The organism is Plantibacter sp. H53, from assembly GCF_001650455.1.
Lineage (GTDB): Bacteria > Actinomycetota > Actinomycetes > Actinomycetales > Microbacteriaceae > Plantibacter > Plantibacter flavus_A.
Genome location: NZ_LWCT01000035.1, coordinates 106243 through 119294, shown reverse-complemented (window position 1 = coordinate 119294; position 13052 = coordinate 106243). Strand labels below are relative to the sequence as shown.

Annotated in this window: 12 protein-coding genes; 3 read left to right on the top strand and 9 right to left on the bottom strand. The window is 68.2% G+C overall.

The genetic code is table 11. The features are described from left to right. Positions 1–9: 9 nt before the first annotated feature. The 6 genes from A4X17_RS13835 to A4X17_RS13810 all read right to left on the bottom strand — a co-directional run bounded on the left by A4X17_RS13835 (position 10) and on the right by A4X17_RS13810 (position 5967). Positions 10–765: a copper homeostasis protein CutC gene (locus A4X17_RS13835; protein ID WP_064296255.1), complete on the bottom strand. Its 756-nt coding sequence runs from the start codon at positions 763–765 to the stop codon at positions 10–12. Between the two features lie 53 nt (positions 766–818). Then, positions 819–1730 carry a carbohydrate ABC transporter permease gene (locus A4X17_RS13830; protein ID WP_064296254.1) on the bottom strand — a complete coding sequence of 304 codons (912 nt, stop codon included), beginning with the start codon at positions 1728–1730 and terminating at the stop codon, positions 819–821. After that, on the bottom strand, positions 1727–2731 hold the full coding sequence (locus tag A4X17_RS13825; RefSeq protein ID WP_064296253.1) for a carbohydrate ABC transporter permease: 1005 nt from the start codon (positions 2729–2731) through the stop codon (positions 1727–1729). The genes A4X17_RS13830 and A4X17_RS13825 overlap by 4 nt, the downstream gene beginning before the upstream one ends. Further along, complete coding sequence (ngcE, locus tag A4X17_RS13820; protein WP_064296252.1) at positions 2728–4134, bottom strand: N-acetylglucosamine/diacetylchitobiose ABC transporter substrate-binding protein; 1407 nt, start codon at positions 4132–4134, stop codon at positions 2728–2730. The genes A4X17_RS13825 and ngcE overlap by 4 nt, the downstream gene beginning before the upstream one ends. Before the next feature lie 95 nt (positions 4135–4229). Beyond that, positions 4230–5009 carry a sugar isomerase domain-containing protein gene (locus A4X17_RS13815; protein ID WP_064296251.1) on the bottom strand — a complete coding sequence of 260 codons (780 nt, stop codon included), beginning with the start codon at positions 5007–5009 and terminating at the stop codon, positions 4230–4232. A 10-nt stretch (positions 5010–5019) separates the two neighbouring features. Beyond that, a complete protein-coding gene (locus tag A4X17_RS13810) occupies positions 5020–5967 on the bottom strand; it encodes a MurR/RpiR family transcriptional regulator (RefSeq protein WP_082916179.1) in 948 nt (315 codons plus the stop codon). 93 nt (positions 5968–6060) lie between these two features. Here A4X17_RS13810 and A4X17_RS13805 point away from each other — a divergent pair, with 93 nt between their 5' ends. The 3 genes from A4X17_RS13805 to A4X17_RS13795 all read left to right on the top strand — a co-directional run bounded on the left by A4X17_RS13805 (position 6061) and on the right by A4X17_RS13795 (position 9531). Next, positions 6061–7086 carry an N-acetylglucosamine kinase gene (locus A4X17_RS13805; protein ID WP_175484374.1) on the top strand — a complete coding sequence of 342 codons (1026 nt, stop codon included), beginning with the start codon at positions 6061–6063 and terminating at the stop codon, positions 7084–7086. Further along, entirely contained in the window at positions 7083–8084 is a 1002-nt protein-coding gene (locus A4X17_RS13800) for a Gfo/Idh/MocA family protein (protein ID WP_082916178.1), read from the top strand. Before A4X17_RS13805 ends, A4X17_RS13800 begins: the two co-directional genes overlap by 4 nt. A 124-nt stretch (positions 8085–8208) precedes the next feature. Then, on the top strand, positions 8209–9531 hold the full coding sequence (locus A4X17_RS13795) for an alpha-L-fucosidase (RefSeq protein WP_231884397.1): 1323 nt from the start codon (positions 8209–8211) through the stop codon (positions 9529–9531). Positions 9532–9619: 88 nt separating this feature from the next. Here A4X17_RS13795 and ilvC read toward each other — a convergent pair whose 3' ends face one another. Genes ilvC through A4X17_RS13780 form a run of 3 tightly spaced genes read right to left on the bottom strand, consistent with a single transcriptional unit; the run spans position 9620 to position 13014 of the window. Beyond that, positions 9620–10648: a ketol-acid reductoisomerase gene (gene ilvC, locus A4X17_RS13790; protein WP_064296249.1), complete on the bottom strand. Its 1029-nt coding sequence runs from the start codon at positions 10646–10648 to the stop codon at positions 9620–9622. 48 nt (positions 10649–10696) lie between these two features. Beyond that, positions 10697–11206 carry an acetolactate synthase small subunit gene (gene ilvN, locus A4X17_RS13785; RefSeq protein WP_064296248.1) on the bottom strand — a complete coding sequence of 170 codons (510 nt, stop codon included), beginning with the start codon at positions 11204–11206 and terminating at the stop codon, positions 10697–10699. 2 nt (positions 11207–11208) lie between these two features. Then, positions 11209–13014: an acetolactate synthase large subunit gene (locus tag A4X17_RS13780; protein WP_064296247.1), complete on the bottom strand. Its 1806-nt coding sequence runs from the start codon at positions 13012–13014 to the stop codon at positions 11209–11211. Between the last annotated feature and the right edge of the window lie 38 nt (positions 13015–13052).

Here is a 13052-nt window from a genome sequence, read left to right as displayed (position 1 = left end):
CGACGGATCTCAGACGGCGACGGCGGCGCGCCTGGCCGCGGCAACCGCGCGAGCGACGGTCGTCGCGTCCGTGATGTCGTAGCTCGGCGACCCTCCGCCGGGGCCGGTCTCGGTGACCCGGCCGGCACGACGACGGGCGGACAGGTGCACCGCGTCGACACCCGCCCGGGCGAGGGCGGGGATCGCATCGATCGTGACGCCGCCACCGGCCATGATCTGCATCGAGCTGTCACCCCTCGAGGCCATCTGCGCGAGCTTCTCCGCGCCGTCGATGCTCGCGCGCGCGCCGCCGGACGTCAACAGACGGTCCACACCGGCGTCGCGCAGCTGGTCGGCGGACCGGACGGGGTCGGTCGTGGCGTCGACGGCCCGGTGGAACGTCACCGCGAGCGAACCCGCAGCCTGACGCAGCTGAGCCAGCGCCTCCAGGTCGATCGTCCGGTCGGACCGGAGGGCGCCGACCACGATGCCCGCAGCACCCGCGGCCTCGAGCGCGAGGATGTCGCCGGACATGACGTCGATCTCCGCGGGCGAGTAGACGAAACCACCCTCTCGCGGACGCACGAGCACGTGCACGAAGTCGCTGAGCCCGGCTTCGTCCGCAGCACGGACCGCCGCCATGACCAGTCCGATGGAGGGGGTGAGCCCACCGGTGCCGAGGGCCTGGCACAACTCGACCCGCTGGGCTCCCTCGCGGATGGCGATGCGGACCCCCTCCACGTCCTGGACGGCGATCTCGACGGCGATTGGCGACTGGAGGCTCATTGGACCCATTGTTCCAGTGATCCGCTCGAGCCGAGGACGCGCACGCCGCTGCGCTACTTGTCCGTGCCCTGCGACACCGAACCCTGCAGCTGTCGCTGGAAGATCAGGTACACGATGAGCACGGGGACCACGGTGATCACGGACGCCGCGAAGAGCGCACCGAAGTCCACCGAGTACCCGGCCTGGGCGGCGAACGACGCCATCCCCTGCGTCAGGACGTAGTTCTGCGGGTTCGAGTTGAGCGCCACCGGCAGGAGGAACTGGTTCCACAGCCCGACGAAGTTGAGGATCGCGACGGTCGCGAGCCCCGGCCTCGCCATGGGCAGCATCACCTGGAAGAAGGTCCGCCACTCCCCTGCTCCGTCGATCGCGGCCGCCTCCGCGATGGAGACCGGCAGCGACTTGAAGAACGAGAACAGGAAGAACACGGTGAACGGGAAGGCGAACGCAGCGTAGGTGAGGATGAGTCCCGGGAGCGAGTTGAGCAACCCGAGGCTCTGCAGCACGAAGAACAACGGCACGATCGCGAGGAACACCGGGAAGGTGAGACCGGCGAGCATCAGGTAGTAGATGGCCCGGCTCCCGAAGAAGCGGAACCGCGCCAGGACGTACGCACACATCGAGCCGAACAGCATGGTCACGATGAGGGCGCCGAACACCACCACGATCGAGTTCAGGAAGAAGCTCCCGATACCGGCCGTCGTCCACGCGTTCACGTAGTTGTCGAAGCTCCACGTCGACGGCAGTGAGAACGGCGAGGCGAAGATCTCGGAGCTCGTCTTGAACGACGACATGACCGTCCAGAGCAGCGGTACGACGACCACGATCGACCAGATGATGAGCACCGTGTGCGATGCCGTCCCGACGACGCGGTCGCCCGTGGTCGGCTTGCGGCTGGCCGGTGTGCGCGTGCCGGTTCCGACGACCGCCGGGTTCGCGGTCGTCGCCGTGGTCTGGACGGTCATTCCGCCACCCCTTCATCGTTGCCGCCGGTGAGCCGGCTGACCAGGAAGACGACACCGGCGAACATCAGGGTGACGAGCGCGAGCACGACCCCCATCGCACAGGCGTAGCCGAACTGGCCCTTGGTGAACGCCGTCGTGAACAGTTGCTGCGACATCACGAGCGTCGTGTTGGAGGGGCCGCCGCCGGGGTTCAATGCGGCCATGTACACGAACGCGTCGAGGGCGAGGATGCCCATGTAGATGTACGCCGTCTGGATGTTGTCCCGGATCAGCGGGACCGTGATCGTGAGCGCGGTCCGCAGGCGACCCGCCCCGTCGATCCGTGCCGCCTCGTAGACCTCGGCCGGCACGCCCTTGATCGCGGCGATGAAGAGCACCGTGTAGAACCCGATGAGTCCCCAGACGATGACGAACATGGTCGCGATCATCGCCGTGTCCGGCGAACCGAGCCAGGCGAAGGACGTGAACTGGTCGAGCCCGATGCCGGTCAGGAAGCCGTTCAGCAGGCCGGACGACGGGTCGTAGATCTGCTTCCAGATGAGGCCGATGACGATGGCCGGCACGACGTACGGGAAGAAGGTGATCACGCGGTACACGCTCGAGTTGCGGAGGCCGCGGATCGGACCGTTGCTCGGTCCACCGATCGTGATGAGGGAGGCGAAGAGGAACGCGATCCCGAGGGTCACGAGCGGCAGGACGATCGCGAGCGCGACGCTGTTGCCCATGGACTGGAGGAAGGTCTGGTCCTGGAAGAGCTTCGTGTAGTTCGAGAACCCGACGAAGTCCATTCCCGGGGAGAACCCGGACCAGTTCGTCAACGAGTAGTACGCCGCTTGCGCGAACGGCGACACCACGAAGACGACGTACCCCACCACCGGCACGATCAGGAAGACCAGGAAGAACGTGACCCGGTCGAACGTGAAGTCCCGGCGGCGCAGCCGCCGGGCGGCGGGAGGGGTAGCCCCTCCCGCCTTCCCGAGCGGTGTGCCGACAGCCGTCATTTGACAGTGACCTTGTCCACGGAGTCGTCGTTGCGGACCTTGTCGGAGATGTCCTGCATGCCCTTGGTGAGCGTGGCGACGTCGGAACCGCCCTGCAGGAACGTGTTCCACAGGACGAGGAGGTCCGTGTTGAGCCCGTACAGGTCGATGAAGTTCCACGAGAACACATCGGAGCCGGCGTCGTTCAGCATCTTCACCTGGGACACGAGCGCCGTCGAGCCGAAGCCGTCCTCGGGGATCGTGTCCTTGACGATCGTCGACGAGAAGGTCGTCTTGGCGAAGTTCACCGCGGCGTCGTTCGACAGCATGGCCCGCAGGAACTCCTTGCCGCCGCCGACGTTCTTGCCCTGCGACGGGACGATGAAGCCTTCACCCGCGGTGCTGTGGAGCGCCGTGTACGGCAGGGCCGAGTTCGCGGTGACGGTCGGCTCCGGGGCCCCCGTCATCTTGAACCCGTCCTTCGTCTGGGTCTTCATCTCGTTCTCGATCCAGCCACCCGAGGGGTAGAGGATGAAGTCCTCCGAGTTGCTCCACTGGGCCTGGGCCGCGGTGAACTGCGTCCCCGCACCGCCGGGCTTGATGTAACCGGCGTCGACGATCTGCTTCATCGCGGTGAGCACGTCCTGCACGGCCGGCTTCGACCAGCAATCGGCTTCGAGGTTCTCGAGCGCGAGACGGACCTCGTCGCCACCCTCCTTGATCGCCGAGGCGATCGCCATCGTGAGGTAGTAGGTGGCCGCCTCGGTGCCCCAACCGAACAGGTACTTGCCCTGCGCTTTGGCCTTCGCACCGAGGTCGAGCGCCTCGGCCCAGGTCTTCGGGGGCGTCCAGCCGTTGGCCTCGAAGAGTGCCGCCGAGTACCAGATCGCGTAGACCGTCAGCACGTAGTTCAACTGCACGAACTTGCCGTCGAAGGTGCCCGGCTCGACGACACCCGGGTACAGGGTGTCCTTGATGACCTTGCCCTCGTAGTTCTTCGCCTCGATGACGTCCGTCAGGTCGGCGAGCTGCTCGCGGATGGTGTTGATGCCGATGAGGCCGGCACCGCTGTTGTCGATGACGTCCGGCGGGTTGCCGGCGACGAACCGCGGCTGGAGGGTCTGCGCGATGTTCGTGGCGGCCGTGACCTTGACGGTCGAGCCCGCCTGCTGCTTCTCGACGAGCTTCCCGGCGAACTCGGTGTACTCGATGCCGTACCCGCCCTTGAAGATGACGGCGTCGACGGTCGAGTTGGCGGCCATCCCGAACGGGTTGTCGGCCGAGACCGGTCCGCCGGTGGTCGTCGCCCCGCCTCCGCCGCCGACACAGGACGCGAGCGTCCCGCCCAGCGGGAGGAGGATCGCGGTCGCGAGTGCTCCTCGCAGGAAATCGCGGCGTTGGAGCGTTGCTGGCTGCTTGTCCATCGGTCTACCTTCCAGTGATTCGAGTGTTGCCCGGGTGTGGTGCTGTCGGGGTGGTGTTGTCGGGTGTGTGGTGCGGGTGCAGCGACGCCTCGGGTTCAGGCGTCACGTCTGATCCGGCCTCGGTAGCGGTCCTCGAGCACACTGTTGTGCTCGTCGCCGCCCGGGATGTTGGCCGAGATGTAGAGCGGTGGGGTCTCGCCGGTCGCCGCGATCCTCGCCGCGACGCCGATGGTGAGGAGCTGCGCGAGGTAGGCCGCCGTGATCGAGGACACCGCGCCGACCGGGACGCCGTCCTGGACCTCGATGGTCGCGTCACCGAACGGAGCACGGTTGTCGAGCACCACGTCGGCCACCTCGGAGAGCCGCAGCCCGCTCGGGTGCTTCGGCTCGACGCGCGAGGTGTGCTCGAGCGAGGTCACGGCGATGACGGGGTGGCCGTGTTCCTTGGCGATCAGGGCGAGTCCCACGATCGACCCGTTGACGCCGGAGTTCGACGCGATGATGAACACGTCACCCTCCCCCACCGGAGAGATCGCGAAGAGCTCCGCTGCGACATCGCCGCTGCGCTCCAGCGCGGCACCACCGAGGTCGTCGACGGACCGTGCGCCGCGGAGGACGACGTCCCGCAGCGCGATCTTGTTCGTCGGGATCAGTCCACCGGCGCGTCCGGCGATCTCCATCGCGAACGCCTCCGAGTGGCCGGTGCCGAACGCTTGGATGACCGCTCCGCGCTCGAGGGCCGCGACCAGGAGGTCGATCGCGGGATCGAGTTCGCCGGACCGTGCCGCCCGGGTGATGTCCGCGAGGCGCGAGGTCACCTCGTCGGTGTAGCGATCGAGGTGATCGGTCCAGCTCGTGGTGGATGCGGTGCTCATTCGGTTCCTCTCAGACGCCCACGGGCGAGGCGGTCTCGGACAGGGCGCCGGCCTTGGTCGGTCGGCGGTGCGGGGCGACCGCGAGGGCGGAGGCCGCGAGGCGCTTCGTCGTGCGCTCGAAGTTCTGCTGCGCGACGAACAGGTACAACAGATCCAGGACGAACAGCTGTCCGTGCTTGGCGGAGAGGTCGTCGGGCTGCAGGAACCGTTCGTGGGCCGAGGTGATGATGGCCAGCGTCGACGCGGCGACGAGCGGAGAGTCCGGGTTGTTGCTGATCGCCACGGTGAGCGCGCCCGCGCGACTCGCCTGGCGGAGCATCTGGATGGTCTCCTCGGTGCGCCCGGTGTTGCTGATGCCCAGGGCGACCGAGTCGGGGCCCTGGATCGCGGCGCTCGTGAGGCCCGCGTGGACCTCCGACCAGGCGTGCGTGCTGATGCCGATCCGGTACAGCCTGGCCTGCATCTCGTCGGCGAGCATCGCACTGCCGCCCACACCGTAGATGTCGACGTTCCGGCTGCGCGCGATGGCTGCGGCGATCTCGAGCATGACCTCGAGGTCGATCACGTCGGCGGTCTCCCGCAGCGTCCGGGTGTGCGCGTTCAGCAGCGTGCTCAGGACGTCCGGCGCCGAGTCGTCGGGGCCGAACGCCCGGCCGATGTCGGTCTGCCAGGAGTCGCGAGCGGTGCTGCGACCGAAGTCCTTGGCGAGGTCGACCCGGAACGGCGCGTAGCCGGTGTATCCGATGATCCGGCAGAAGCGGGTGATGGTCGCCGCTGAGACGCCCGAATCGGCGGCGAGTTCACCGATCGTGAGGGTCAGGGGGGCGTCGGGGTTCTCCAACAGATAGTCCGCGATACGCAGCATGACCCCGGACATCTCCGGCATCCGCGACCGAATCCGGTTGGTCACGCCGGTGGCGTGCTCGACCGGTGGGTCGGTGCGGATGGAAACAGTCATGGAAATTCCTTTTCTCCTTCGTTGGAGTGACGCGAAACTGATTCTTACAGTACGTTGTGGCCCACGGCAACATGTTTCGAGATGATGACGATGATGAAAACAACTCTGGCGGTCGACGCCGGCGGCACCTCGTCCCGGGCGGTGCTCGTCGACGCCTCCGGACGTCGCCTCGGTTCCGGTCGGGCGGGCGGCGGGAATCCGACCTCGTCCGGCGTGGACAGCGCCGCCACGCAGATCGCGCTCGCAGCTCGTGCCGCGCTCGACCTGGCCAGGACGACGACGTCCGTGTCGCCTCTCCCGTCCGGGTCGCCCGTGGTGATCACGCAGGCGGGGCAGGTGTCCGACGCCTATCGCCGCGCCCTGGACGCGCACCTCGTACCGCTCGGACTCGGACCGGTCGTCATCGAGCCGGATCTGCTCGGCATGTACGGCTCCGGCTCGGCGGCGCCCGACGGCGTCGTACTCGTCGCGGGGACCGGGAGCGTCGCGGGACGGATCAGGGACCGTCTCGTCGTCCGAGAGGTGGGCGGCGCCGGCTGGCTCCTCGGTGATGGCGGCTCCGGATTCTGGATCGCCCGACGCGTGATCCGCGCGGTCGCCGCCGATCTCGACGGCATCGGACCCCGCACGGGCCTCACCCCTCTGCTCTCCCAGGCGATCGGGTCCACTCCGGACCCGTCCTCATCCGGTGGCGCCGACCACCGCCGGTCCCCGGTACTCGACACACTCATCCGCTCGGTGAACGACGGTCCCCCCATCGCCATCGCCCGCCTGGCGCCGCTCGCCTTCCAAGCCGCGGACGACGAGGTCGCGCGGTCCATCCTCGACGCTGCCGTGGACCGTTTGGCCGTCCTCGTCGAACGGGTGCTGGCTCCGGATCCGGACCACCGAGAGCGCACGCTCGTCGTCGGCGGCAGCGTGCTCGTCGACGGACTCCTCCCGTCCGTCCCCTCTGCCGCGGAGCGCCTGTCATCGGCTGCCGCCGGGGCCCGACTCGTCCCGGTCGCCGACGGCCTCGTCGGAGCCGCCGCCCTGGGCATCAGAATGCTGGGCGGGGACGTCGACGACGCGACCCTCAGCCGCCTGCGCGAGGACCTGGCCGCAGGGGCGACGCGGTGACGGCGGACCGGATCGCCGTCATCGGCACCGGTGCCATGGGACTGGCGCACGTCCGCGCGCTCGCCGGACTCGGTGCAGCGGACCGGATCGCCTACCTGTGCTCGGCCCGGTCGCCGAGAGCCATGCCGGAGGCACCGGCCGCACGACTCACCACCTCGGTCGACGAGGTGCTCCTGGATGCCTCCGTGGGCATCGTCGTCATCTGCACGCCGACCGACACCCATCGGGACCTCGCCGTCAGCGCGCTCCGTGCCGGCAAACACGTCCTGCTGGAGAAACCGATCGCCCTGACGCTCGCCGACGCCCACACGATCCTGCGCACCGCCGACGCGTCCGACCGGATATTCATGGTCGCGCACGTCGTCCGGTTCTTCGGCGGGTACGAGGCGATCGACGACGCGGTGCGCGCCGGCGCCGTCGGCACACCCCTCGCCGTCACGGCCGAACGGCTGAGCTCCCCTGCCGCCCCGTCACCGTGGTGGCAGGACGAGCGACGCTCCGGCGGCCCCCTCGTCGACTTCGCGATCCACGACTTCGACCAACTGAACCAGCTCCTCGGCCAGCCCCGATCGGTGTCAGCACGCCGCACCGGCACCGGTCGCCCGATCGAGACGACGGTCGACTACGCCGACGGCGGCATCGGGCGTGTCCTCACCTCCATGGAGCTCCCGCCGGCCTTCGGCTTCAGCTCGGCCATCGAGGTGCTGGGCAGCACCGGGCTCATCGCCCACCGATTCGTCGGCGCGTCCCCGACCCACACACCGCCGCTCGCGGTCGACGCGCTCGGGTCGGCCGCCGCGCACGGCCTCGTCGACCTCGACGAGGCCGATCCCTACCGACGGCAGATGGCCTCCTTCCTCGACTGCGTCGATCGAGACGTCCAACCGTTCCGGGTGACCGGCCGGAGCGCCCTCGCGGCCTTGACCGTCGCGTTGGCGGCGAAGGCGTCATTGGACACCGGCGTGCCCGTGCAGGTCTCCGAATCCCACGGCGTCTGAGTCACCGACGCGCGCCACCCTCGTCGACCCCGCCCACGCCGGCCACCAGACGGCAGACATCCGACCTTTCGTGTTAGCCTGCCCCCGCACCGCCGTGAACCCACTCGACGATCGAAGGGCCGCCGTGACCGAGACCACCATCCCCAGACCCGACACCGCCTGGTTCGACGAGGCGAGATTCGGACTGTTCCTGCACTGGGGCCTCTACGCCCTCCCCGCCCGCCACGAGTGGGTGCAGACGCGGGAGCGCCTCTCGGCCGAACACTACGAGCGCTACCGCGAACACTTCGATCCCGACCGGTTCGACCCCCGCGCCTGGGCCAAGCAGGCCAAGGCGGCCGGCTTCCGGTACGCGGTCCTCACGACGAAGCACCACGACGGCTTCTGCCTGTGGGACTCGGCGCTCACCGACTTCACGTCCACGCACACGCCCGCCGGCCGCGACCTCGTGGCGGAGTTCGTGGAGGCCTTCCGCGCCGAGGGGCTCCGGATCGGCTTCTACCACTCGCTCATCGACTGGCATCACCCCGACTTCACGGTCGACGGCATCCACCCGCGACGAGAGGACGCCGAGGCGCTCGCCGCGAACGCCGACCGGGACTGGTCCCGCTATCGCGATTATCTGCACGGCCAGGTACGCGAGCTGCTCACCGGCTACGGCCCGATCGACTACCTCTTCTTCGACTTCAGCTACTCGCAGGGCATCGAGGGCCTGCCGGGGAAGGGCGCCGCCGATTGGGGCTCCGAGGAACTCGTCGAGATGATCCGCGGGCTGCAGCCGGAGATCCTCATCAACGACCGCCTCGAACTCCCGGGCGACGTCACCACCCCGGAGCAGTACCAGCCCGTGGTGACGCCGGTCGGTCCCGACGGCGAACCCGTCCGGTGGGAGGCCTGCCAGACCCTAAACGGCAGCTGGGGGTACGACCGTGACAACCTCGACTACAAGTCGCCGGAGCTGCTCCTGCGGATGCTCATCGATTCGGTCTCGAAGAACGGCAACATCCTGCTGAACATCGGACCGACCGCGCGCGGGACGATCGATCCGCGCGCGATCGAACGACTCGAGGTCCTCGCCGACTGGTTCGCGCTCCACGAGCGGGCGATCCGAGGATGCGGCCCGTCGGAGTTCAGCAGTCCGACCGACGTCCGGTACACGCAACGGGGCGACCGGCTGTACGTGCACGTCTTCGCCTGGCCGTTCGTGCACCTGCACCTGCCCGGTCTCGGCGGCCGGGTGCGCTACGCCCAGCTGTTGTCGGACGGCTCCGAGGTGCCCTTCCAGATGCATCGCCCGGAGCACGACCTGCCGAACCAGCACACCCAACCGAAGGGACTCGGTCCCGACACGGTGACCCTGCACCTGCCGATCGGTGAACCCGACACCCCGATCCCGGTCATCGAGATCTTCCTCGAGCCCGGCACGAACGGAGCGACGACGGCCTGAGGTCTTCCGCAGACGACGGAACGCCCGCCCCGACGGATCGGGGCGGGCGTTCCGGCTCGGTGCCGCTGAGCGGCTGGACGAGCGGAGACTAGCGGGCGACGCTGCCGTCGACGTAGTCGTCATCGTTCGAGGCGTTCCACGCGAAGAGCTTGCGCAGCTCGCGACCGGTGGCCTCGATCGGGTGGTCCTCACCCTTCTTGCGCAGCTCGAGGAACTCGGGCGCGCCGGCGTCCTGGTCGTCGATGAAGCGCTTGGCGAAGGTGCCGTCCTGGATGTCCTTGAGGACCGCCTGCATGTTGGTCTTGACGCTCGGGTCGATGACGCGCGGGCCGGAGACGTAGTCGCCGTACTCGGCCGTGTCGGAGACGCTCCAACGCTGCTTGGCGATGCCACCCTCCCAGATGAGGTCGACGATGAGCTTCAGCTCGTGGAGCACCTCGAAGTAGGCGATCTGCGGCTGGTACCCGGCCTCGGTGAGGGTCTCGAAGCCGTACTGGATCAGCTGCGAGACACCACCGCACAGGACGGCCTGCTCGCCGAAGAGGTCGGTCTCGGTCTCCTCGGTGAAGGTGGTCTTGATGCCGCCGGCACGGAGGCCGCCGATCGCCTTGGCGTAGGACCAGGCGAGCGCCCAGGCGCCACCGGTCTCGTCCTTCTCGACGGCGACGATGACGGGGACGCCACGGCCGGCCTCGTACTCGCGACGGACGGTGTGGCCCGGTCCCTTCGGGGCGACCATGAAGATGTCGACGCCCTCGGGAGCCTCGATGTAGCCGAAGCGGATGTTGAAGCCGTGGCCGAAGACGAGCGCCTTGCCCGGAGCGAGCTGGTCCTTGATGGACTCGGCGAAGATCGTGCGCTGGTGCTGGTCCGGAGCGAGGATGACGATGACGTCGGCCCATGCGGAGGCGTCGGCGACGTTCTTGACGGTGAAGCCCTGCTCCTCGGCCTTGGCGATCGACTTCGAGCCGTCCTTCAGGCCGACGACGACCTCGACACCGGAGTCGCGGAGGTTGAGCGCGTGTGCGTGGCCCTGCGAGCCGTAGCCGATAACGGCAACCTTCTTGCCCTGGATGAGCGACAGGTCTGCGTCCTGGTCGTAGAAAATCTCAGTCACTGGTGGTTCTCTCCTTGGTTGTGGTTTCGCAATACGTCGCAGATGCGACTAGTTCTTGAAGACGCGTTCGGTGATGGACTTCGAGCCGCGCCCGATGGCGAGGAGACCCGATTGGGCGATCTCCTTGATGCCGTAGGGCTCGAGCACCTTGAGGAGCGCGGTCGTCTTCCCGGAGTCGCCCGTGACCTCGATCACGAGGGCGTCGGTCGCCACGTCGACGACGCGGGCCCGGAACAGGTTGACGGCTTCCAGCACCTGGGAACGGGTGGAGTTGTCGACGCGGACCTTGATGAGCAGGTGCTCGCGCTGGACGGACTGCGCCGGATCCAGCTCGACGATCTTGATGACGTTGATGAGCTTGTTCAGCTGCTTCGTCACCTGCTCGAGCGGAAGCTCCTCGACGTCGACGACGACCGTGATCCGGGACAGGCCCTCGATCTCGCTGTGGCCGACCGCGAGGCTCTCGATGTTGAAGCCCCGGCGGGCGAACAACCCGGCGACGCGGGTCAACAGACCGGGCTTGTCCTCGACGAGGAGGCTCAGGACGTGGCTGCTCATGCTCAGGCCTCCTCATCGAACGACGGACTGTGGTCCTTGGCGTACTGGACGTAGCTGTTGCTGACACCCTGCGGCACCATCGGCCACACCATCGCGTCCGCACTCACCACGAAGTCGATGACGACCGGACGGTCGTTCGTCTCCAGGGCGAGCTTGATGGCGGCGTCGACCTCCTCCTCCTTCGTCACGCGGATCGCGAGGCAACCGTAGGCCTCGGCCAGCTTGACGAAGTCGGGGACGCGGATGGTGTCGTGCCCGGTGTTCAGGTCGGTGTTCGAGTACCGACCGTCGTAGAAGAGCGTCTGCCACTGTCGGACCATGCCCAGTGAGGAGTTGTTGATGATCGCGACCTTGATCGGGATGTTGTTGATCGTGCAGGTCGCGAGCTCCTGGTTGGTCATCTGGAAACAGCCGTCGCCGTCGATCGCCCACACGTGGCGATCGGGCTGGGCCACCTTGGCGCCCATGGCCGCTGGGACCGAGTAGCCCATGGTCCCGGCACCACCGGAGTTCAACCAGGAGTTCGGACGCTCGTACTTGATGAACTGCGCCGCCCACATCTGGTGCTGGCCGACGCCCGAGGCGAAGACGCCCTCCGGACCGGTGATCTCGCCGATGCGGGAGATGACGTGCTGTGGCGAGAGCAGACCGTCGGTCGGCTCGGCGTAGCCCAGCGGGAACTCCTCGCGGAGGCCGTCGAGGTAGGACCACCACTCGGCGATGTCGGGGGTGACCTCGCGGGCGGCCGACTCGAACGCCGACTGGAGGTCGACGATGACGTCCTTCGCGTCGCCCACGATGGGGACGTCCGCGATGCGGATCTTCGAGATCTCTGCCGGGTCGACGTCAACGTGGACGACCTTGGCGTTCGGCGCGAAGAGCGAGGCCTTGCCGGTCACGCGGTCGTCGAACCGCGCTCCGAGCGACACGAGCAGGTCGGCCTCCTGCAGCGCGAGCACTGCCGGGACGGTGCCGTGCATGCCGGGCATGCCGAGGTGCTGCGTGTGCGAGTCGGGGAACGCCCCGCGAGCCATGAGCGTCGTCACCACCGGAGCCCCGGTCGCCTCCGCCAGCGCGAGCAGTTCCTCGGAGGCCTTGGAGCGGATCACGCCGCCACCGACGTACAGCACCGGCTTCTTGGCGTTGACGAGCAGCTGCGCAGCGGCCTGGATCTGCTTGCCGTGCGCCTTCGTCACCGGGCGGTAGCCGGGCAGGTCGACCTTCGGCGGCCAGATGAACGGCGCCTCGGCCTGCTGGGCGTCCTTCGTGATGTCGACCAGCACCGGTCCGGGACGGCCGGTACCCGCGATCTCGTAGGCCGCGGCGATGGCCGCCGGGACCTCCTCCGGGGTCTTGACGAGGAAGGAGTGCTTCGTGATCGGCATGGTGATGCCGACGATGTCCGCCTCCTGGAACGCGTCAGTGCCCATGAGGGTCGAGAACACCTGACCGGTGATCGCGACCATCGGCACCGAGTCCATGTAGGCGTCGGCGATGGCGGTGACGAGGTTCGTCGCGCCGGGGCCGGACGTCGCGATGCACACGCCGATCCCGCCACCGGCGGCGGCGTATCCTTCCGCCGCGTGGCCGGCGCCCTGCTCGTGTCGGACCAGGATGTGACGGAGCTTCGTCGAGTCCATCAGCGGGTCGTAGGTCGGCAGGATCGCGCCGCCGGGCAGACCGAAGATGTCGGTGACCCCGAGGAGCTCGAGCGATCGGACGATCGCCTGGGCTCCCGTCAGGATCTCCGGTGCGGCCGGGGCCGCAGGTGTTCTGGGATGAGGCACGGGTTGGGATTCCGTGGGCATGATGATTCCTTCAGCGATGAGATGCACGAACGAGATGC